Genomic DNA, 22155 nt, shown 5'->3' with positions numbered 1-22155 from the left:
TTCTTAATTGATTTAGGTTTTTCTTGTGTTGTTATTAACCCTATTCAATCTGATGCTTTTAGAAAGATGTATATTAGACAGACTAAGAATGATTCTGTTGATTCTTTTGTTATTGCTCAAATTCTTAGGTTCGGTGAGTTTTCTGTTTCTCATTTTTCTGATGAGGATACTTTTGCTTTAAGAAATCTTTCTAGGTTCAGGTTTGCTCTTGTTGATGAAGCTTCTGATTGGAAGAGAAAGCTTGTTTGTATTTTAGATCAGGTTTTCCCTGAGTATTCTTCGCTTTTTTCTAATATTTATGGTGTGGCTTCTAAGGAGCTTTTGAGTAAGTATCCTTTGCCTGAGGATATGATTTCTATTCCTGCTGATGAGCTTGCTAAGATGTTGTCTAAGTGTAGTAAGGGTCGCTTTGGTATTGATAAGGCTAAAGAAATTCAAGAGAAGGCTTCTAATTCTTTTGGTGTTAAGTTTGCTTTAAAGTCTTTTTCTTTTCAAATTAAACAGATTATTGCTCAAATTTCTTTTCTTGAAGATCAGATAGCTGATATTGAAGATGAAATTTCTTCTATGATTAATTCTTTATGCCCTGTTATTACTTCTATCACCGGTATTGGTGATGTCTTAGGTGCTGCTATTTTCTCAGAAATTGGTGATATTTCTCGTTTTGAGAGAGCTAATCAGTTGGTTGCTTATGCTGGTTTAGATGTTGCTGTTAAGCAATCTGGCAATTTTAATGCTACTGATACTAAGATTTCTAAACGTGGTTCTCCTTATCTTAGACGTGCTATTTGGCTTGCTGCTAGTGTTGCTGCTTTTAAAGATCCTGCTTTGTCTGTTTATTATCAAAAGCTTAGACAAAGGGGTAAGGCTCATGGTACAGCTATTGGTGCAGTTGCTAGAAAACTTACTAACATAATTTTTGCTGTTTTAAGAGATAACAAAACTTACATACCGAATATTTAGTTGTTATTTAGTTTTTCTAAGCCTAATTTTTAGGCTTATTTGATGTGCCATAAATTACAAGATTAATTATTTTTTATTTTCTCTTGACATTTGATAGCTGGTCTAGTTAATCTTATATCTTTTTCCATATCAAGCCTCTTTCCTATAGGCTAAAAAGTACAAAAATCCAACAAGGATGGCCCCACCGATAATATTGCCAAGGGTAACTGGCAGGAGGTTTTTAACAACCATGTTAGACAAATTAAGACTAGCTATAGCCTGTCCACCTAGACCGGATTTTACCGCAAGACTTGCAATATTTTTAGCCATAATTCCTGCTGGTATATAATACATATTGGCAATGCTATGCTCAAAACCTGATAGGACAAATATTAGCACTAGGAAAAATCCAGCTATGGCCTTTGACCCATAAGATTTGGCTCCAAGTCCCATCCAAACACCCAAGCATACCAAAAAGTTGGCCAAAATTCCCAGGATAAGGGCCTGGCTAAAGGATAAGTCTATTTTTGCCTTGGCTATTAAAATTGTCCTTGCCCCAACAAGGCCATCTCCCATTAGCCATTGACCAGATTGGGCGAGCAGAATTACTATAAAAAGAGCCCCTATAAAATTTCCAAAATAGACTAAAGCCCATGATTTTAGCATAGTCTTAAGGCTGATTTTTTTATCAAAGAGGGCAAAGACCATCAGGCAATTACCAGTAAAAAGCTCCCCACCTGCAAGCATTACAAAGATTAGGCCAGGTGTAAAAACAAGGCCTTGGATAAGTTTACCCATAGGCAAGGTCTCAGGACTTGCAAGCAAGTGGGCTGAGGCAAGGCTTGAGGCCACTGCTGCTAAGCTTATAAAAACGCCTGCAAAAAAAGCTAAAATCATCGTTTTCTTGATCGGCATTTGAGATTTTTTCCAATAAGTATCAGTCGCCCTTGGTAAAATTTTATCAGGGCTTAGATCATTTTCCATAAATACTCCTTATTTTTTATCTAATTAATTAATAATCTTACCTTTTCTAGGCTAAGAAAAAAGACAAGCCTAGGCCTATCTTTTAAAAAATAAAATAATTTTCCCTTAGCCCCAAATTACAAAGGAATTTCGGCCTAACTTTTTATCCTCATACTTATTAGCTGCTAGGATATTTGAATCTCCTAGGTCAAAATCTAGATCATTACCCAAATTTATAGCAAGGCTTAGCTTGCTTTCGCAATCAAACCTTTCGACTAATAAAATATCATCCTTGCTTGAAATTTTAATCTTGCCATCTCTTATAACTTTTTGACCCTTTACACTTAAAATTTCCTTGATTTTTTCCAGATAAGATATGTTTTTTTCTAGACTAATCCAAGGGAAAGATCTCCTGCAATCTGGGTCTCCCTTGCCTTCTAGGCCAATTTCTGTTCCATAATAGACTAAGTTAGCCCCCATATACACAACGCTTAAAGCTATCGCTGCCAAATGTTTATCCCTAGACCCATTTATTTCTGTAATAAATCTAGGTGTATCGTGGGTATCAAGTAGATTTAGCATCATCATGTTTGCCTGATTTCTATTTCTCATCTGAACCATATTAAAACGATCACTTGCTTTCTTTGCATCAATCTTTTTAGTAAAATAATCAAGGCTTATTTTACTAAAGGCATAATTCATTATAGAATCAAATTCATCACCTCTTAGGAAAGTCTCAGCGTTGTGCCAATTTTCTCCGATAATTACAGCGTCAGCCTTGGCACTTTTGATTTCCTTACGAAATCTCTTCCAAAAATCATGACTAACCTCATCTGACACATCAAGTCTCCAGCCATCTATGTCAAACTCCTCAATCCAATACTTGCCTACCTTTATTAAATAATCTTGGACCTCCTTATTTGAAGTCCTAAGCTTGGGCATATTATAAACATGGGCAAAGGTCTGGTAATTTATCTTTTCTATATCAGCCTTATCTCCATCAATATAAAACCAATTGTTATATTTAGATTTTTCTCCCTTTTCCCTCACATCTTCAAAGATAGGATTTAGGTGGGACATGTGGTTAAAAACTGCATCTAGGACAATCCTTATACCCAAGTCATGGGCCCTATTGACAAGCTTTTTAAAGTCTTTTTTATCACCAAAATGCGGATCAATTTCAAAATAATCAATTATATCGTACTTGTGGTTGGTCGGTGACTTAAAAATCGGAGTCAGATAAAGGCAGTTGATACCCAATTCTTTAATATAGTCTAGTTTTTCAGTAATTCCCCTAAGGTCGCCACCTGCAAAAGACTTTGGAGATGGCAAGTCTAGCCATTTTTGATTGATATAGGTATCATCTTTGTCAAAATTCCCCCTATTAAATCTCTCGACAAAAATCTGATAAAATACAGCATCCCTCATCCATTCGACTGGCTTAAAAATATCTGCCTCGTTGATATATGGCATGTGAAATGATGTGAAGTAAAAATTATCAAGATCATAAGTCTCTTCGAGTCCATATTCACTTAGGTAATAAGTCTTATTAGCTTCTTCTATTTTGAAAATATAGGCAAATCTCTTATCTTTTATTTTTATATTTATCTCATAGTAAGCAAAAAGCTCATCGACAAAGGTCTTCTCCATATTAGCTTCCTGCCAGCTGTGCGGGTAGTCAAATTTGTATGTGTAAAGCAGGCTTACATCGACTTCATCTTCCCTACCAGCCCTCAACCTTATATTTAGTTCGTCTTCACCTATGGCATAGGCCATAAAGCTTTCACTTAAATGTAAAATTGCACTTTTATTCATAAATCCTCACTTTCATTTATATAATTATATGCTAGGATGAGATTTTTTCATTTTTGTCTAAAAAAATACCAGAAGACTTAGCTTCTGATATCTTTTCTTATTTATTATATTTTTCCCTATCAAGCTTGCCTTCACTTGCTGCAACAATCACTGCTGATGAGGCTGCTGCTGTGACGTTTGTAGCAGTCCTTCCCATATCTGCTAGGGATGAGATAGGAGAAAGAATTACTACCATTTCTATCGGTAGGCCCATGGCTGCAAAGACTGCTGTTGTAGAAATTGTAGCTGTGCCTGGAACTCCTACTGTGCCTAGGGATACAAGAAGCGCTACTATTATAAGGCTAGCGTAATTTGATATTCCCCAACCTAGGTCTAATACATTTGCTGTAAGGACTGCTGTCATTACTGGCCAAAAGCCTGCACAACCTGGCATACCCATGGTTGCTCCAATTGGGGCTACAAAGGATGCTATTTCTTCTGCGACACCTTGTTCTTCTTCAAGGTTTGCGACATTGGCAGGAATTGTTCCTACTGATGACTGGGTGGTGAAGGCTATGGTTTGGACTGGGAAGTGCTTTTTAAAAAAGTGGACTGGGTTTACCTTAGCAAAAATGCTTAAAAGGGCACCGGTTGTTACAAAGGAATGAATCCCACTTGCCAGATAAGTTAATATTAGGATAAAGACTAAAGGCTTGATAGCTGTGTAGTCTATCTTTGCTACAGCCCTTGCTATTAAGGAAAGGACTGCATATGGGGTAAAGTCTGTGACAAAGCCGATTAGCCTATTAATCACTGCTGAAAATGATTCAATAAAGGCTACAAAAGGCTTGGTTTCCTCTTCCTTGCCGTGTTCGATTAATTGTAAAACAGCAAGACCGATTAGAACAGCAAAGACAATTATTGGAATTACCCTACCATTTCCTGCATCATCTATAATGTTTTTTGGGAAAAATCCTACCACTGCTTCGGCAAAGCTTGGTACTTCCTTGGCTTCTGCCGCTTCTGGCAAAGGAATATTTGCCCCACTTCCGATTGAAAAACTAAAAGCTAAAACAAGACCAATTAGAGAGCCTAGGACATTGTGAAGACTTAAGATTCCAACTGTCTTTAGACCCAAGCTCTTAAGCTTGGCTAGGTTTTCGCTTGATACCACCACCTTTATAACAGATGTTAAAAGTAGAGGAATTACAAGGGCAAAGAGGAGGTTGGCATAAACTTCTCCAAAGATTCCTACAAGCTCAGTTTCTCCCTTAAAGATAAATCCTACTCCTAGTCCTAGGATTGAACCTAAAATTACCCTCGTGGAAAATTTTGATCCACGTTTTTTAAGTAGACTTAGGCCAAAAAACAAAGCCAAGACTACTGCTACTGCTAGATATTTCATATATCACCTTTCTATAAATTCACCTCTCAATGGAGGATTATTGCAACAAACCATCATAAATTGAGTAAAAAAAATCCCGTCCCCAAATAAAGGACGAGTGCAATCGTGTTTCCACCTTCGTTCATCTTCTATATATAAATAGAAAACCTCATGGGAGTCAAATAACTCCGCTCGCTATAACAGGCGAACCTGTGATAAGCTACTATTTTCGCCTACCCGACTCAAAGATGCATAAATATATTGCTCATATAGTTATCTCAGCTACCTAACTTTCTCTGTAATACTCGCTTATATATTCTCTTCTTTTTCATGTCAATTTATTATATTTAGATTATACAAGACCTAGTAAATTAATCAAGATTAACTTTTACTTAAAAATTAAAAAATCTACATAAATACCAAGATAAGGATACGAATAAAAGATGAATATAAACACTTTAGGAAAAGAAAAAACCAAGGCTACAAAGTCCTTTATCCTGATATTGCCCAACCTAGAAATCTACTAAATTTAAAAAAGGAAATTAATATATATACAATAATCTTTGACTCGAATGAATAATGAGAGTAGAGTTTTAAATATTTATAAAATATACATAGATAAAAGGAAGGTTAGTATGAAAAACAAAAAACTTTATTCATCCCTATTGGCTTTGGCTTTAGTCCTAAGTCTTTCGGCTTGTGGATCCAATTCAAATTCTACAAACGATGCGGGAAATGGGGCAAGTGGACAAGAGGAAAACAAGGATGCCCAACCTTTAGAGGATAGTCAAAAAGAAAATCTTGATGATTTTGAAAAGCAGACAGCTGATGATACCATAGTTTTGGGTGTTGGCACTATTAATGGAGACTTCATCCAAGGCTACAATAATGACGCAAATGACGTAAATGTTAGAAAGTTTATGGGTATTGAAGGAAACAATGGCTATAATTGCTATGTTATAGATGAATATGGCCAGTTCCAAACAAATACCGCTGCCCTAGAAAAAGAACCTGAGCTCATCAAGAATGAAGATGGGTCTATGACCACCAAATACACAATCAAAAAAGATTTGAAATGGTCAGATGGCGAGCCTATTACAGCTGATGATTATCTTTTTGGAATCCTACTAGAATCTGATAAGGACTTTAACACTCTTACAGGCTCTTTAAATGTTGGTGGTGATTCTCTTAAGGGATTCGAGGCTTTCAAAAAGGGTGATACAGATTCATTTGAAGGTCTAGAAAAGATTGATGATTATACTTTCTCTATCACAGTTGATGCTTCACAATTACCATATTTTGAAGCTCAAGCCTTATCTAATGCAGGCCCAACACCTCTTCACTATATTGGTCAAAACTTGGCTGTATCAAAAGATGGCAAGAAACTTGTTGTTAAAGAAGGTTACCAAGTGACTGACAAAGACAAAGAAAATTACAAAAAATCTATAGATAATCAAATTGCCCTCCTAAAAGAAAACTTTGACAAAGACAATGAAGGAGAGGATAAGGAAAGCGAAGATTACAAAAAAGCTAAAGAAGAATTAGACCAAAAAGAAAAAGACCTCGAAGCTCGTAAAAGCGGAGATGTTGACCCAACAAGACTTCTAATTGAAGAAGCCATGATAAAAGAAACAAGCGATTACAGGTTTAATCCTGCAGTAACTTGCGGTCCTTACAAGTTCAATAAATTTGAAAATAACATGGTTAAACTTGACCTTAATGAGAATTACCAAGGCAATTTCAAAGGCCAAAAAGCTAGCATACATCACATCATAGTTCAATTGGTAAATAGAAATATAGGCCCAGACCTACTAGAAAATGGCGACATCGACATTTGGGAAGCTGAAACTGATGGTGGGAAAATTGCCCAACTCAAAAAAGCACAAGAGGCTGGAAAAATAGGCTTATCTTCTTATGAAAGAAATGGTTATGGAAATATAATCTTTTTAACAGACAGAGGAGCAACTAAATACAAGGAAGTAAGACAAGCTATAGCAAGCTTAATGGACAGGAACGAATTTGTTCAAGCCTTCCTAGGTGGTTATGGTGTAGTAACAAATGGTATGTATGGCCAAAGCCAATGGATGTATAAGGAAAGAGGAGCAGATTTACAAGAAAAACTTACAAACTGGATTTTAAATATTGATAAGGCAAATGAATTATTAGACAAAACTCCTTACAAGTTCGAAAAAGACGGCAAGAGTCCATGGGATAAGGCAAAAGCACTAGATGAATTTAACAAAAACCAAGACGGCTTCGACTATTATAGGTATGACGAAAATGGAAACAAGCTCGTTGTTAACCAATATGGAGCAGAACAATCACCAATTACAACCCTAATATCAAACCAACTTCCTCCAAATGCTAAGCAAGCTGGTATGGAATATAATGTGACAGCAGGCTCATTCTCAACCCTAATGGATTATTTGAGTTTCCCAAAAGAAGATGCACAATATACAGCTTTTTCAATGGCTTCAGACTTTGCTACACCATTTGACCCATGGTTCTACTACTCATCAGAAGGACCATTTAACAGAAGCAAGGTCAATGATCCAAAGGCAGATGAAGTAACTGCAAGTTTAAGAAAAACAGATCCATCTGACAAAGAAGGCTACCTAGATAAGTGGGAAGAATTCCAAAAATGGTATAACGACTACCTACCAGAAATCCCACTATATTCAAATGTATTCCACACAGGATATTCAAACAGGATTAAGGGCTTTGATGTCATCACACCAGTATGGCAAGCATGTGACCAAATCAACGCAATGACAATCGAAAAATAAAATTTATTATAAAAAGACGAGGACATTTTCATTCCTCGTCTTTTTTCTATCTTAGACTTTTTAAAGATCCGTCAATATTATTAATGATTTAAAATCTTAGCTATCTTATTATTCTGGTTTTTTCTTGATTGCTCCAAGGATTAGGCCTCCGACTACAGCACCTATTAGAACTGCACCTACAAAGAGTAGGGCTTGGTTTAGGCTTGACATTGCTGGAAGGATGAAGATTCCTCCGTGTGGGGCTGGAGCGCTTACTCCGAAATATCCTACTATAGCACCCGCTAGGGCTGATCCTGCTATACATGATGGAAGGACTGTTTGTGGCTCTGCTGCCGCAAATGGGATTGCTCCTTCTGTGATGAAGGATGCTCCTAGGATATAGTTAGTAATTGTTGTCTTCTTTTGTTCTTCATTGAATTTGTTTTTGAAGAAAGTTGTAGCAAAAGCTATGGCAATTGGTGGGACCATGCCGCCTACCATTACTGCTGCCATAAAGGTTCCTATTCCTGTATCTGTGAAGGCACCTATTGCAAAGGCGTAGGCTGCCTTGTTGATTGGACCACCCATGTCTGCTGCCATCATTGCTGCAAGGAGGGCACCAAGGATTACCATGTTTGCTCCGCCAAGTCCTGTTAGCCAGTTATTGATAGCTGTGTTTATTCCAGTAAAAATTGGATCTATTACAAAGAACATGATTGCCCCAACTATAAATAGGCCAAGAACTGGGTAGATAAGCATTGGTTTTAGACCTTCTACGGTCTTTGGTAGGTTTTTACAAGCTTTCTTAAGGAAGTTTACTACATAACCTGCTATAAAACCTCCGATTAGTCCGCCAATAAAGCCTGCTCCACGGCTTGCCATAAGTCCTGCAACCATACCTGGCATTAGACCTGGTCTGTCAGCTATTGAGTAGGCTATATAGCCTGCAAGGATTGGAATTAGGAAATTGAAAGCATCTCCACCAAGTCCATTTAGGAAGGTGAAGGCCACTGATTCATTGCCTGCAAATCTTTCTATTAGGAAGGAGATAGCCATTAGGATTCCACCACCGATTACAAATGGTAGCATATGGCTAATACCATTCATGAGGTCTCCGTAGATTTTTTGTCCAAGAGATTGGCTCTCTTCGGCGTATTCTTGGCTGGCTCCGCCTTCTTCATGATAAATATTGGCCTTGCCTGCTAGGGCCTGGTCAATTAACTCATCTGCCTTTCTAATCCCATCTGATACTGGTCTTTGGATTAGCTTTTTGCCGTTAAATCTGGCTGTTTCTACCTTTTTATCTGCTGCAATTATTATAACATCAGCCGCATCTATTTCTGCTTGGGTGAGTCTATTTTTGATTCCATCAGATCCATTTGTTTCTACCTTGATATTTGCTCCCTTAGCCTTAGCTGCCTTTTCTAGGGCTTCTTGGGCCATGTAGGTGTGGGCAATACCATTTGGACAAGCTGTTACAGCTAGGATATGGCAAGCTTTTTTATCAGCTGGAGAAGCTTCAACGACTTCTTCTTTTTTAGCTTCTGAATATTTATCAATCACTCCATATACATCTTCAGGATTTTCTACCTTCTTAAGGTCAGCGATAAAACCATTTTTCATTATCATCTTTGATAATTCTGCAAGTGTTGCAACATGGAGGTTATTTTCCCCGTCTGGAGCTGCTATTGCAAAAAATATTTCTGTCGCCTCCCCATCAAGGGCATCGTAATCAAGTCCTCCGATTTTTCTAGCAAAGAGAACTGCAGGTTCTATTACTGTTGCGTTTTTGCTGTGAGGGATGGCTACTGATTCTCCAAGAGCTGTTGAGCCTTGGGCTTCTCTTTCTCTAAGGCCAGCTGCAAAGTCTTCTGCACTTTTTACATAGCCTTTTTCAAAAAACTTTGCTGCGATTTCATCGATAGCAGCTTCCTTACTGTCTGCTTTTAAGTCTAGGATCATCAGATCCTTTTTTAGTAAATCTCTAATTTCCAATTTCTTCTACCTCTACTTCCCTTAAAATATTGTTAATCATTGTCCTTTCAGCTATATCAGGACTAAATGCTGTTGCGCTTCCACAGGCTGCTGCAAGCTTATAGGCATCTGTCTTATCGTAAGCATTTACAAGTCCGTAGACGAAACCTCCCACCATACTATCTCCAGAACCTACTGAATTTACAAGCTTTCCTTTGATAGGTTTAGCTCTTAGGGCGATATTATCATCTACAAAGATAGACCCTTCCGCTCCTAGAGAAACTATTACATTTTGCGCCCCAAGCTGGTTGAGCTTTTTGGCGTATTTAACCATATTTTCATCGGTGATTTCTGTTTCAAAAATCTTACCAAGCTCTTCCTTGTTAGGCTTAATTAGAAGTGGCTTGTATTTTAGATAATCAAGCACCCTCTTATCAGCTATATCTATGGTAAATCTTGCCCCTGTAGCCTCTATGACCTTTTTATAAAAATCTTCATAAAGGCTATATGGAAGGGAGCCTGAGATAACTATTATGTCATCTCCACTAATTTCCTTAAGGCTTGTAAAAAATTCTTCCACTTCTTCCTTGGAAATGTTTGGGCCCTTGGCATTTATTTCTGTTTCGTGGTCATATTTTAATTTGACATTGATCCTTGAATTGTCTGCAATCCTTACAAATTTTTCCTTAAGACCCAAGTCTCTTACACCACTTGCTATATATTCTCCAATAAAACCACCCACAAAACCCAGATTTATAGGGTCTTCTCCGAGGTTTTTGAGGATTTTACTTGCCATAATCCCCTTGCCACCAGGATATTTTTCATCTTCATAAGCCCTGATTGTGGCCCCATCGCTAAACTTATCAAATCTCATGATATAGTCAATTGATGGATTTGTCGTAATTGTGTAAATCATCCTTCCTCCCTTATTAGTTCTACATCTTCCCTTTTTGCTATCCTTGCAAAGTACTTGATATTTTCCTTAGAAGAATCTGCCAAGACATAGGCCCTAGTCGCATTTTCTATTGCCTTTGCCTTAACTACAGCCTCATTAGTATCTGCTGTATAAAAGCCCTCCTCATCATAACCATTGGCCCCAATAAAGGCTAGGTCAAAATTGTAAGAGCTTATGGATTCTAAGGTCTTAATCCCTGTTATCACCATAGTTGATGGCTTTATCTCCCCTTCTAGAATGAGGGTTGGGATATTTTTAGAAATCAGCTTTTCTACATGCATAAGACCATTTGTTACTATCTTTATATCCATTGTCATATCCAGATAGTCAAGGATTTGATGGCAGGTAGAACCAGCATCTAAATAAATAAATTTGGCATCTCCTATAAGGCCTCCCGCCTTTTTGGCAATTGCTGCCTTCTCCTTGGTGTGGACCCTTTCATTGTCAAGATAATTTAGCTCGCTAGGATTGATATTAAGAACTGCACCTCCATGCACTCTTCTTATCTTGCCTTGCTTTTGTAAATAATCTAAGTCACGCCTAAGAGTAGACTCGCTTACCTTAAGCTTTTCAGTTAGGACCTTATTTGATACCTTCTCCTCTTTCTTGAGGGTTGAAATTATAAGATCTAATCTTTTTTCTAATATCATGTTAATATTATAACATCAAATTCATTCAAAGTCAATCAAAAACAATCATAACTTCTCAAAAATTGACTAATTTTAGAAAAGAATTATAATTATAAAAAGCTTACAAATATTGATTTGATATGATAAGGAGATATGATGAAAGAACTAGAAGAAAGAATTCTCAAAGACGGAATTGTTATTGGTCCAAACATACTAAAGGTAGATTCATTTTTAAACCAACAGATAGATGCCAAACTTATACATAAAATGGGAGAAGAGTTTGCTGCCTACTTTAAAGACAAAAACATCGATAAGGTCCTAACTGTTGAATCATCTGGTATTGCTCCAGCCCTTGCCACAGCCCTAGAACTAGAAGTAAACTGTGTTTTTGCAAGAAAAAAACAATCTCTCACAACAAGTGAAGATGTCTACCACTCAAGCGTATATTCATTTACCAAACAAGTCACAAATGAGCTAATAGTAGATAAAAACTTCTTAAAAGAAGGAGAAAACATCCTCATGATCGATGACTTCCTAGCTAATGGTCAAGCAGCCAAAGGCATGGTAGCTCTTTGCAGACAAGCAGGCGCCAACCCTGTAGGACTAGGTATAGTTGTAGAAAAGTCATTCTCAGATGGTAGGGCCCTTGTAGAAGAAATGGGAGTTGATATCTATTCCCTAGCAAGAATTGCGAAACTAGAAGAAGGCAAAATCACCTTTGTAGGAGAATAAAAATTAAAAGCTGGTAAGAAAAATAACCTTAACCAGCTTTTTTGTGTTTAAATATATAAATATGATATAACAAATTTGCCTAACACCCTATATTTTTTAGGTGGAGGGAGGTGAGTTATAATGCTAACTCTTATACTTTGGGAAAATTTCTATTTTCCATTGTTCGTGGGACTAATCCTGCTTTTTGTAAGCAAGTATTGGGATTCTATGAACAAATAATAACAAAAAATACCCCAGATTGCAGCTGGGGTATTTTTTAGTGAGTTATATCACTACTCTTATACTTTGCTTTGTAAGAGGTGGCTTCTCTTGGTATTATTATATAACAAATCCTCCATTTTTCAAGCTTACTTATTGTCTACTTTTATCAAGATATGATATAATAAACTTGCCTAACACCCTATATTTTTAGGTGGAGGGAGGTGAGTCTATAATGACAACCATCATTTGGGAAAATTTTTATTTTCCGTTGTTTGTAGGTCTAATCCTGCTTCTAGCAAGCAAGATTTTAGATTCTATGGACAATTAAATCAAAAAGACACTAGTTTAGGCCTAGTGTCTTTTTTCGTGAGTCTAATCACGACTACCATCATTTGCTTTGTAAGAGGTGGCTTCTCTTGGTATTATTATATAACAAATCCCCCATTTTTCAAGCTTACTTATTGTCTACTTTTATCAAGATATGATATAATAAACTTGCCTAACACCATATATTATTTAGGTGGAGGGAGGTGAGTTCATGTTAACTCAATTACTATGGGAAAATTTTTATTTTCCATTGTTTGTAGGCCTAATTCTGCTTTTAACAAGCAAGATATCAGATTCTATGGACAAATAATTAAAAAGACCCTAGTCACCAGCTAGGGTCTTTTTTGTGAATTTGTGTTACTCAATTACTCTGCTTTGTAAGAGGTGGCTTCTCTTGGTATTATTATATAACAAATCCCTTGTTTTTCAACATTAATTTTCTTATCTAATCTTTTCTATAATCCTTGATCTGGTTTCAAATTCATTACTTGTGCCTGAGATTGAATTATTTTTCCTAGCAAGGTTTGACATTTGGTCTAGGACTTCTTTGGCCTTGTCTAAATCGCCAGTCTTTTCTTCTAATTTATCTATGCCTTCTGCCTTATATCTTCTAAGGCCTGAGTCAAATTCGTCATATTTTGCCTTATAGGTGTCAGATCCTTCTTTTAATTTTAAGGCTCCTGCTCTTAGGTCCAGGATTCCCTTATTTAGGTCATTTAGGCCTTGGGCCATTGGATTTAAGGCCTTGTCATTTATAGATGTTAGGTCTTTTAGGGCCTTAGATCTTTCATTAAATTCACTTAGGCCACCTGCCAATTGTTCTGATCCTGTCTTTAATTCTTCTGATTTTGAATCAAGAAGATTTAAGGCTTGGGCAAGTTTTTCTACACCTTCCTTATTCCTGCTGGTGCCTGCTGCTAATTTCTCGGAACCTGCCTTTAATTTAGAAAGTCCCTGGTCTAATTGGTCGAAGGCCTCAGCTAATTTCATCAAGTCGCTTTTTTCTAAGCCTTGGTCAAGCTTGGCAAGTCCTGCTCCTAGGGCCTCTGATGCCTGGTTTAAGTCTTTCTTAGAAGAATTTACTTGACTTGCCATCTCTGCTAATCCTTGATTTAATTTGCCCAGACCTGATGTAAGGTCATTTGATGATTGACTTAATTGATTTAAACCAGCTGAGATACTGGCATTTGCCTTGGCACTTGCAGTAAGATTTGTAGCATCTTTATAAAGTCCACTTTGGATGGCTCTTAGGCTTTCTATCTCTCCTGTCAATGACCCGTCAAGGTTTTTCGATTCAAGGCTTGCTATTTGATTTTCAAGAGCAGACGCCTTTTCATTTATACTTGCTAGAGTTGCTTGACTAGATGGGGCATTTTGGCTTGCCTCATTTAGTTTTTCAAGACCTCCTGCAAGACTCACTTGAGACTTGCTTGCCTCTTCTAAGCCAGCACTTAACTTATTTAAGGAATCAGCCATAGGATCTATTTTTTGGCTAAAATCATCGATTCCTGCCTTTAGGGTCTTGATGCCCTTAGCAAATTCTGCCAAATCATTTCCATCAGATCCCTCAGATATTTTTTCTTTCATACTTACAAGGCCCTGGCTAAGATCCTTAATTCCAGCATCTAGGTCATTGGCCCCTTGATTTAGGCCATCAGCCCCTTCTAAGAGGGCGGTCATATTTGAATTTATCTCAGCAACTCCTCCTGTATATTGGCCAAGGCCTGCATTTAGCCTTGCCCCTCCATTATTTAGGGCGCTTATGGCTTCTTGCATTGGGCCAATCTTTTCTGGAAGACCTGCAAAGGCACCACTCATCTGATCAAAGCCATCCTTTAATCTTTGGGAACCATTTGCTAGCTTATCAGCTCCACCTGCAAGGTCTCCTAGACCTTGATTTAGGCTAGCTGATCCATCCTTAAGCTTAGCTGATGCATCGACTAGTTTGCCTGCATTTGCTGTTAATTCCCCTATCCCTTGGTCTAGGTCATCAAGGGAATCCAAAGTCTTGCCATCTTGGAAAATTTCATTGGTAATTACAAGATAGGCCTCGCTTGGCTTGAAATTTTCAACTTCCATTTCAATTTCAATCTCATCTTTAAACTTATCAAGCTTATCGCTATCAAGGATTCCATCGAAATTATCCCTAATTCCAGGTGTTAGGATGCAAGTAACTATCTGGTTTTTGCCATCTTTTATAATCTTTGCAGAATCAGCCTTAATATTTTTAACCTGGTCATCAGCAAAGGTCATTTCACTTGCAACTAGGTAAGGTGAATAGATAATTTTTCCTGACTTAAGGCTAGATTTTACTTTATTATGGGCACTTATGGTGATTTTTAGCTTACCTGATTTGCCATCTAGGTCCTTATAAGTTATATCCTTACCGTCAAGTTGGTATTTTATTTCCACATCCACTGGCAAGTCCTTGTCAGTCTTACCTTGGTAATAAAAGTCTTTGACATCACTATCTATGTCAATCTGGCCATCCTTGGCCTCGATTTTCTCATCGGTCTCTAGATTTTTGATATCCTTAAGGTCTGATTTATCCTTAAGCTTGGACTTCTCATCCTTATTTATCCAAACAGAAACAGTCTTATCTTTAATCTCCCCTGCTTCCTTGCTTACATAAACTGTTTCATTTTTGCTAGCCTTAGGCTCAGCAGCGTAAGCTATATTACCTCCAAGGATTGCGCTTACGCTTAAAACTGCAAGGGCCTTTGTAAATTTTTTATTCATTTTCATTTCCTTTCTTTAATCCTTTAGTAGTTTTTCTATAAATGGAAGGGTGATTCCAATTAATGCTGGTAGGAAGATAATAATTACAAGCATTGAAATTATCGCACCTCTTGCCAAGAAAATACAAATAGTCGAAACAATCTCCATTTTTGAATAGATACCAACGCCAATTGTCGCCGCAAAAAAGGCTAGGGCTGATGTAACAATTGATTTTGAAGTTTCCCTGACTGAAAGGTCGAGGGCCTTTTCGAGATTTCTGTGCTTTTTATATTCAAAGAGGAACCTATCCATCATCAGGATTGAATAGTCAATGGTTGAACCTAATTGAACTACCCCTATAATTATCGATGTAATAAATGGGATGGTGTGGCCAAAATAAAATGGGATTCCCATATTTATAAAAATAGCTAACTCAATTGCAGCAATCAAAACTATTGGAATTGCAAGTGACTTAAAGACTAGGGCAATGATTAAAAATACCACTGCGATTGATACGATATTTACCATTTTAAAGTCCCTGTCTGATAATATTGTCAAATCCTTTGTAAGAACTGCTTCACCAGTGAGCTTGCCCTCTGGGTCATGGGCCTTTACAATCTTATCTATAGCTGAAATTTGCTTATTTACCTCATCTGAGGCTGTCTGATATTTGGAATTTACCATTATCATCTGATAGCCAGCTTGCTCAAAATTCTTCTTAAGCTTATCTGGTAAATATTCGCTAGGTAGGGTTAGGCCTGTCATAGAATTTATACTAAGTACATTGTTAACCCCATCCACATTTTCAATTTCTTCAATCATGGAATTAACAGATGTCTTTGATAGGTCATCTTTTACTACTATAAAGTGGCTTGAAGCCATCTTGTAGTCCTTTTTCATCTTATTTAGCGCAACTATTGAATCCAAATCTTGAGGGAGAGACCTATCTAAGTTGTAGTAAAGGTCGGTATTCCTTGACCCGTAGATAGCTGGTAGGAACAAGAGCAAAAATACTATGAAGAGTTTCTTCCTATTTTTAATTGTAAAATTGGCTGTTCTTTCAAAACTAGGTAGGTAGACCTTGTGGTTAAACCTATTTACAAGTTTTTCTGCCATCAAAATCATTGGTGGTAAGACAACTACTGTTGAAATAAGGCCCAAAAGTACGCCCTTACTCATTACCAAGCCAATATCTTTACCAAGGCCTAATTGCATAAGTAAGAGGACCAAAAATCCTGCAAAGGTAGTAAGGGATGAGGCAAAGATAGACGCAAGGGTTGAATCAATGGCCTTGGCCATAGCCTCGTTTTTGCTTTCATTTTTCCTCTTCTTTTCTACATACCTGTGATAGAGGAAAATCGAATAGTCTGTAGTAACAGCCAGCTGCAAAACAGCTGCAATAGCCTTGGTAATATAGGAAATTTCCCCAAGGAATAAGTTGGTCCCAAAGTTATACAAAATCGCATAGCCAATATTTAGCATAAACAAAAATGGGATAATAGTTGATTCGTTGGCAAAGGATAAGACCACAAGGGCAAGTGCAACAGCAAGAGCCACATAGATTGGAGTTTCCTTATCAATCAAATCCTTAGTATCCTTAACCAAAGAAGAAATCCCGCTTAGGTATTTTTCCTTAGACTCAAGGCTCTTTATGGCATCAATAGCCTCCATAGTCCTTATAGATGAAGATGATTCAGAAAATTTAACCATAAGCAGGGTAGAATCCTCCGCATAAAAGGCATCCCTGATTTCATCTGGCAAAAATTCATTTGGAACCGTATCGCCAAGTATAGAAGACTTGGAAATTACATCCTCCACCCCATCAATCTTAAGGATTTCATTTTTAAGCACATCCGCATCATGGTCAGTCCCCTTAAGGATTAGCATGCCCGTAGCAGCATTTTTAAAATCCTTATCCAAGATTTCCTGGCCCTGGGTGGACTCTAGATCAGCTGGCAAATATGACAAGATATCATAATTGACACCAGTAGACTTATATCCTATCCAAGAAGGAATGAGCAATAAGGTCATAATAAGTAAAACTAATCTTGGATGATAGGAAATAAATTTAGATATTTTTTTCATTTCTAACTTCCTTTCTAAATTCGGACTAAATAATTCAGCCACAAGCTAAGACCTAAAGATTCTTTAAAATTGGCTTTTATGAAATATTCCTACTAGTAAAAGGCACTTAATAAGTTATGATTCATAATATATTATTTACACTTTATTAAGAAACTTAATATTGTAAATGTTTTTAAGCCATCTTTTAAGAAATAATAGGTCTTAACTTATATATCTTAAAATATATTTTTCATGTCCTGGCTATATAATACGCCCGCCAACATAATGTTCAAGTTTTGAAATAATATGATTTATAATTAATAAAATATAAATATTTATCTATTATTGAAAAAAAGTCCTAATTTAAGCCAAAAGGCCAAGAAGAAAAATATTTTAAAAAATTAGATTTTATAAAAAAGAATATAAAGAAAACCCTAGCCAAGCTAGGGTTAATAGTGTAATAGTAGTTAATATTTAGTTAAATGTATTTGTGGGATTTGCAAGTCATAGCTTGGCTATGGCTATTTTCACAGACTAATGAGCCTATTAATCGTATAGGCCTGCATCCTCCATTACCTTTCTTAGGGTAGCGGCAGACTTGTCCATTCTTTCTTGCTCTGTATCTGTTAAAGGCACGTCGATTACCCATTTTGCCCCATCCTTGCCGATTACTGTTGGCACTCCTATATAGATGTCCTTTTGGCCATATTCGCCATCAAGATAGGATGATGTGGAGTAAACTGCCTTCTCATCATTAATTATAGCTTGGGCTAGGCGGGCAAGGGCTGCTCCTATTCCGTAGAAGGTTGCACCCTTCTTATTAATAATCTCATAGGCTGCGTTTTTAACCTTATCGAAAGTAGCTAATAGCTCCATCTCATCGACTTGCGAATGCTTAGACACCCATTCGTATAGTGGAAGGCCACCTATATTGGTATGGCTCCAAACAGGGAATTCTGTATCTCCATGCTCTCCTAGGATATAGGTATCCACACTTCTTGGATCGATACCAACAAGCTTGGCTATTTCCTTCTTAAACCTAGATGTATCAAGGCTTGTACCAGATCCTATAACCTTGTTGCAGTCTGCACCTGAATATTTCCAGGTAGCATAAGTTAGGATATCAACAGGGTTGGCAGCTACTAAGTAGATTCCTTCAAAACCTGAATCCTTAATCTTGCCAATCATATCCTTAAAAATCTTCAAATTCTTATCTACAAGGTCTAGACGGGTTTCGCCTGGTTTTTGTGGTGCACCTGCTGTAATTACAACAAGCTCAGCATCAGCACAATCGCTATAGTCAGCCTTATAAATCTTCTTAGGTCTTGCAAAACTTAAAACATCAGATAAGTCCATGGCATCGCCCTCAGCCTTATCCTCATTGATATCTATAATTCCAAGCTCTCTGCCGATGCCCCAAAGGGTAGCAGCATAGGCAAAAGATGAACCTACAGCTCCATCACCAATTAATATAATCTTACTATCTTTAATCATTATTTTTCCTTTCAATCTATTCTACTCAACGTTTCTATAATAATTTTATCAAAAATATAAAAACTTACTATGACCTAGGTCACAAAAAGAAAAAAATATTTTAAAGAGAATCGAGAACTTCCCTAGCCATCTCAATTTCTATGCCGACCGCATAAGAATAATCGCTAAAATCCTTGCCAAAATTATTATAGGAGGTCTCTGTTTGGTAATAATCTCTAGCTGACATATGGAAAGACTCAATCCCAGTTTTTTCGTAAATCTCCTTGATATTTGAAGAATTTATTCCAGAACCAGCCATAATTTCGATTTTGTCACCGTATTTTTCTTGCAAATCTCTTATTAAATCTAAGCCATCTATAGCCTTAGGCTTCTTGCCAGATGTAAGAATTCGCTCAACTCCCATCTTAATTAAGTCCTCAACCTGATCTTCCCCACCAATTGAATAATCAAAGGCCCTGTGAAAGGCCACAGACTTTGGATAGGCCAGATAAACAAGTTCTTTCATAGTTTCTATGTCAATTTTGCCATCAGCATCAAGGACACCAAAGACAAAGCCGTGGATTTTCATATCCTTAAAGGCCATAATCTCCTCTTTCATCTGGGCAATTTCTAGCCCATCATAGGTAAAATGCCCAGGACGAGGCCTAATCATCACATATTTTTCAATATCAAAAGACTCGCACATCCTAACAAGTCCAATGGATGGAGTAAGACCATCAAGGTCAAGAGCTGAACAAATCTCAACCCTATCAGCCCCAGCCACTACAGCTGAAATCATCGAATCATAAGAATCAATACACACTTCTAATTTCATAAGCCCTCCTAAATATTATCCTGCCTCAAATTCTTATAAAGGCCTGGTATAAATAGTCCCAAGACCTCTTTTTGTATATCCTTATTGTCCAAAAGCAAGCTATAAAAATCCCTATTTTGGTCAAAGCCAGCAATCAAGGCATCTTCTACATCAGAATAGAAGGAAAATCTAAAGTCATCCTCGCTATTATTTCTCGCTGACTTTCTAAGGTCATCAGACCTCATCATCAGGTCCCTAATCTGCATGATAGCCCTTGATGCCTCATCCACATCCAGATTCAACCCAGTCCTAGCATTTATATCATCAATTATTTCAGAAAGCTTTTTCTTATTATCAGACCCTAGGCTTCCCCTACCCATATTCATGGTTTCATAGGTCACATATTACTGGAGGACATCGATGATAAAGCCCTCCTCGATGGCTTGCTTCATGGAATATAGGTGAAAGGCCAGCTCTCGGCCCTGCCTATCCTTGCTTCAAAACATCTTATATTTTTAAATTACCTTTAGAAAAATTTATGGTAGAAGCATGAAGAATCTTTCAAATCCCAAGCGCCTTGTTTTACATAAAAATTATAGGCTCGAGAATTTTTTAAAGTAGTGAAAAATGCACCGCTTATACCTCTTTCCTGCAATTCTTTTATACTTGTTTGGTAAAGTTTTTTTGCCAGACCTGTCCCCCTATATTCTTCAGAAATGAAAAACTCATCAATATAAAAAGTTGATTCAGTCGCATATCTTCTTATATGACCAATTATTGCACCAATTATTTTATTTCCATCGACAATTAGATTGCCAAAAAATTTAGGAAAATCTGAAATATCGGTTAAAGATTCTAGGGCTGTTTCTGCTGTCCATTTATCATTCCAAGGTGGACCATTATAGACATCTACCATTAACTTTGCTAATTCTTCTAAATCTGATTTTGATATTTTTCTAATTTCCAAATTTTTCTCCTTGAGATTTCTTAATCAAATTTATTTTATAATCCCAGTAACACCACTAGCCAAGCTTGGACTATGGATACTATTGGAATTAGTAATGGCATCAAGATAAAATGTTCCTTAATGGCCAAATGTTTCATCCAATTTCCAAATTTGTAGTCCTCATGCCCTTCTGTGCCTGGTATGACTATCCTATCCTTGTACTTTCCTTGGAATAAAAGTATATCCAACAAAAGGAAATCTCCAAAGTTTAATATTATCCACTGAATATAGCTCATCCAGAAAAAATCTCTAAGTCCTCTTGTTCCCGTATGTAAAAGAGAGGCCACTCCATATATCAAACATATTATTGAAATTACATATGTAAGTATGAAATTTATTCTTTTTTCTCCCTTTGTCATTTTTACTGGAGCCGAATTTTGAATTGCCTTTGGATAAGAATCGAAGAAAAATCTTGGGTTAATCAGTACAAAAGCTGCCACTGAACCGTTAAAGATAGCAGCCATTGCAATTCCATCTAATATTGCTCTTGTTATATCCATAATATTCTCCTTATTTATTTTCTAAAAAGTTTTTTAGTTTCTTAGCGTATTCTTGAGGGTGTTCGTGGAGAAATTGTCCGTGGCCCATTCCTTCAAATACTGCCTTTGCATTTTCTACCTTTGCATACTCAAGCATCTGATCCTTGTTCTTTAAAACATTTTTTGACCCCAAGAAGTCTTACTATTTCTGATGCAATTTTATAAGTCAAACTCATTTCACACCTTCATTAATAATCATTTATAAGTTTTTACCAATACTTATTTTTGTAACTTAACTTTATTCTCTATCGCCTGTAATAAAATAATCACAACAATCTGCTCCATTTGCTATGGTATCTTTTCTGTGAAGTATTCCATGCTCAAGACTTATCATAAGCTCATCAAGCTCACAAAATAGGGGCATTAATTCATCGACACCCAGCTTCTTTGTGTAAGCACAAATGGGACAGCGTGTAATTCTATAATAACAAGCACCCTCATAGGGTTCTCCCACAAAATCAACCTTAAAGGATGTAGGATAGAGCTTTTCTTTTTCATCTGTATACCACTTGTAATACTTAAGAATATTTTTCTTATTGGCCTGTTTTCCAATCTTAGTATTGAGGTTGATTAAAGAAAAATACCATTTAAAAGAATAAAGAGTTCTTCGCATCATCTCTTGAATGATTTCTGGTGAAATTTTTTTCTCACTTGCTATATATGGAGCAACAAAGACAAGGGCGAACATCTCATTGTATGCCATTGGATTGTCATCGCCGATATCATCTGCCTCTTCTATTAATTTTCGATAAATTTTTTTACTCTTCTTAATAATTTCTGAACTATATACTTTATCATACTTTTCTGTAAGAACTTTCTTCATTGGACCTTTAAATAATAAGAAATAAAAAGCTTTGTATTTCATCTTGCACACC

Annotated in this window: 16 protein-coding genes and 2 pseudogenes; 3 read left to right on the top strand and 15 right to left on the bottom strand. The window is 36.8% G+C overall.

The window, feature by feature from the left end; all coding sequences use genetic code 11:
- Positions 1-963: IS110 family transposase (locus tag NH286_RS04765; protein ID WP_265237311.1), on the top strand; the 963-nt coding region annotated here is incomplete at its 5' end.
- A 129-nt stretch (positions 964-1092) separates the two neighbouring features.
- Here the strand turns inward: NH286_RS04765 and NH286_RS04760 are convergent.
- The 3 genes from NH286_RS04760 to NH286_RS04750 form a co-directional block, all read right to left on the bottom strand.
- A complete protein-coding gene (locus NH286_RS04760; protein WP_265212448.1) occupies positions 1093-1926 on the bottom strand; it encodes a formate/nitrite transporter family protein in 834 nt (277 codons plus the stop codon).
- Positions 1927-2031: 105 nt separating this feature from the next.
- Positions 2032-3720 (bottom strand): glycoside hydrolase family 13 protein, encoded by a 1689-nt coding sequence (locus NH286_RS04755; protein ID WP_265212446.1) that lies wholly within the window; start codon positions 3718-3720, stop codon positions 2032-2034.
- Positions 3721-3817: 97 nt separating this feature from the next.
- On the bottom strand, positions 3818-5104 hold the full coding sequence (locus NH286_RS04750) for a dicarboxylate/amino acid:cation symporter (RefSeq protein ID WP_265237309.1): 1287 nt from the start codon (positions 5102-5104) through the stop codon (positions 3818-3820).
- Positions 5105-5718: 614 nt separating this feature from the next.
- Between NH286_RS04750 and NH286_RS04745 the strand changes: the two genes are divergently transcribed.
- Complete coding sequence (locus tag NH286_RS04745) at positions 5719-7869, top strand: ABC transporter substrate-binding protein (RefSeq protein ID WP_265237307.1); 2151 nt, start codon at positions 5719-5721, stop codon at positions 7867-7869.
- Positions 7870-7977: 108 nt separating this feature from the next.
- Here the strand turns inward: NH286_RS04745 and NH286_RS04740 are convergent, their stop codons facing one another.
- Genes NH286_RS04740 through NH286_RS04730 form a run of 3 tightly spaced genes read right to left on the bottom strand, consistent with a single transcriptional unit; the run spans position 7978 to position 11427 of the window.
- Positions 7978-9843, bottom strand: coding sequence for a fructose-specific PTS transporter subunit EIIC (locus tag NH286_RS04740; RefSeq protein WP_265237305.1), 1866 nt, complete (start codon positions 9841-9843; stop codon positions 7978-7980).
- Positions 9833-10738: a 1-phosphofructokinase gene (gene pfkB / locus NH286_RS04735; protein WP_265237303.1), complete on the bottom strand. Its 906-nt coding sequence runs from the start codon at positions 10736-10738 to the stop codon at positions 9833-9835. Before pfkB ends, NH286_RS04740 begins: the two co-directional genes overlap by 11 nt.
- Positions 10735-11427, bottom strand: coding sequence for a DeoR/GlpR family DNA-binding transcription regulator (locus NH286_RS04730; protein ID WP_265237302.1), 693 nt, complete (start codon positions 11425-11427; stop codon positions 10735-10737). Before NH286_RS04730 ends, pfkB begins: the two co-directional genes overlap by 4 nt.
- A 135-nt stretch (positions 11428-11562) precedes the next feature.
- On the opposite strand from NH286_RS04730, the gene NH286_RS04725 reads away from it, so the two are divergent.
- On the top strand, positions 11563-12138 hold the full coding sequence (locus NH286_RS04725; RefSeq protein ID WP_265237300.1) for a xanthine phosphoribosyltransferase: 576 nt from the start codon (positions 11563-11565) through the stop codon (positions 12136-12138).
- Positions 12139-13107: 969 nt separating this feature from the next.
- Here the strand turns inward: NH286_RS04725 and NH286_RS04720 are convergent.
- The 9 genes and pseudogenes from NH286_RS04720 to NH286_RS04680 all read right to left on the bottom strand — a co-directional run bounded on the left by NH286_RS04720 (position 13108) and on the right by NH286_RS04680 (position 22145).
- Positions 13108-15405, bottom strand: a complete 2298-nt coding sequence (locus NH286_RS04720; protein ID WP_265237298.1) for a hypothetical protein — start codon at positions 15403-15405, stop codon at positions 13108-13110.
- Positions 15398-17469: pseudogene (locus NH286_RS04715) on the bottom strand (efflux RND transporter permease subunit). Before NH286_RS04715 ends, NH286_RS04720 begins: the two are co-directional and overlap by 8 nt.
- Positions 17470-17994: 525 nt before the next feature.
- Positions 17995-18939, bottom strand: coding sequence for an L-lactate dehydrogenase (locus tag NH286_RS04710; RefSeq protein WP_106461823.1), 945 nt, complete (start codon positions 18937-18939; stop codon positions 17995-17997).
- A gap of 103 nt (positions 18940-19042) precedes the next feature.
- Positions 19043-19756: a copper homeostasis protein CutC gene (locus tag NH286_RS04705; protein WP_265237293.1), complete on the bottom strand. Its 714-nt coding sequence runs from the start codon at positions 19754-19756 to the stop codon at positions 19043-19045.
- Positions 19757-19764: 8 nt separating this feature from the next.
- Positions 19765-20121, bottom strand: coding sequence for a hypothetical protein (locus tag NH286_RS04700; RefSeq protein WP_265237291.1), 357 nt, complete (start codon positions 20119-20121; stop codon positions 19765-19767).
- A 140-nt stretch (positions 20122-20261) separates the two neighbouring features.
- On the bottom strand, positions 20262-20702 hold the full coding sequence (locus NH286_RS04695) for a GNAT family N-acetyltransferase (protein ID WP_265215233.1): 441 nt from the start codon (positions 20700-20702) through the stop codon (positions 20262-20264).
- A gap of 35 nt (positions 20703-20737) precedes the next feature.
- Positions 20738-21241, bottom strand: coding sequence for a hypothetical protein (locus tag NH286_RS04690; protein WP_265237289.1), 504 nt, complete (start codon positions 21239-21241; stop codon positions 20738-20740).
- 10 nt (positions 21242-21251) lie between these two features.
- Positions 21252-21347 (bottom strand): annotated as a pseudogene (locus tag NH286_RS10660) (alpha/beta hydrolase); the annotation flags it as partial.
- Positions 21348-21518: 171 nt separating this feature from the next.
- Entirely contained in the window at positions 21519-22145 is a 627-nt protein-coding gene (locus NH286_RS04680) for an L-2-amino-thiazoline-4-carboxylic acid hydrolase (RefSeq protein WP_265215238.1), read from the bottom strand.
- Positions 22146-22155: the final 10 nt, after the last annotated feature.

Source organism: Anaerococcus sp. NML200574 (assembly GCF_026131665.1).
Taxonomy (GTDB): domain Bacteria; phylum Bacillota; class Clostridia; order Tissierellales; family Peptoniphilaceae; genus Anaerococcus; species Anaerococcus kampingae.
This window is presented reverse-complemented; position numbering and strand designations above follow the sequence as displayed.

Coding starts and splice junctions, on each gene's coding strand:
- NH286_RS04760 (WP_265212448.1), bottom strand. CDS start 1,926: ATGGAAAATGATCTAAGCCCTGATAAAATTTTACCAAGGGCGACTGAT.
- NH286_RS04755 (WP_265212446.1), bottom strand. CDS start 3,720: ATGAATAAAAGTGCAATTTTACATTTAAGTGAAAGCTTTATGGCCTAT.
- NH286_RS04750 (WP_265237309.1), bottom strand. CDS start 5,104: ATGAAATATCTAGCAGTAGCAGTAGTCTTGGCTTTGTTTTTTGGCCTA.
- NH286_RS04745 (WP_265237307.1), top strand. CDS start 5,719: ATGAAAAACAAAAAACTTTATTCATCCCTATTGGCTTTGGCTTTAGTC.
- pfkB (WP_265237303.1), bottom strand. CDS start 10,738: ATGATTTACACAATTACGACAAATCCATCAATTGACTATATCATGAGA.
- NH286_RS04730 (WP_265237302.1), bottom strand. CDS start 11,427: ATGATATTAGAAAAAAGATTAGATCTTATAATTTCAACCCTCAAGAAA.
- NH286_RS04725 (WP_265237300.1), top strand. CDS start 11,563: ATGAAAGAACTAGAAGAAAGAATTCTCAAAGACGGAATTGTTATTGGT.
- NH286_RS04720 (WP_265237298.1), bottom strand. CDS start 15,405: ATGAATAAAAAATTTACAAAGGCCCTTGCAGTTTTAAGCGTAAGCGCA.
- NH286_RS04705 (WP_265237293.1), bottom strand. CDS start 19,756: ATGAAATTAGAAGTGTGTATTGATTCTTATGATTCGATGATTTCAGCT.
- NH286_RS04700 (WP_265237291.1), bottom strand. CDS start 20,121: ATGAATATGGGTAGGGGAAGCCTAGGGTCTGATAATAAGAAAAAGCTT.
- NH286_RS04690 (WP_265237289.1), bottom strand. CDS start 21,241: ATGGATATAACAAGAGCAATATTAGATGGAATTGCAATGGCTGCTATC.
- NH286_RS04680 (WP_265215238.1), bottom strand. CDS start 22,145: ATGAAATACAAAGCTTTTTATTTCTTATTATTTAAAGGTCCAATGAAG.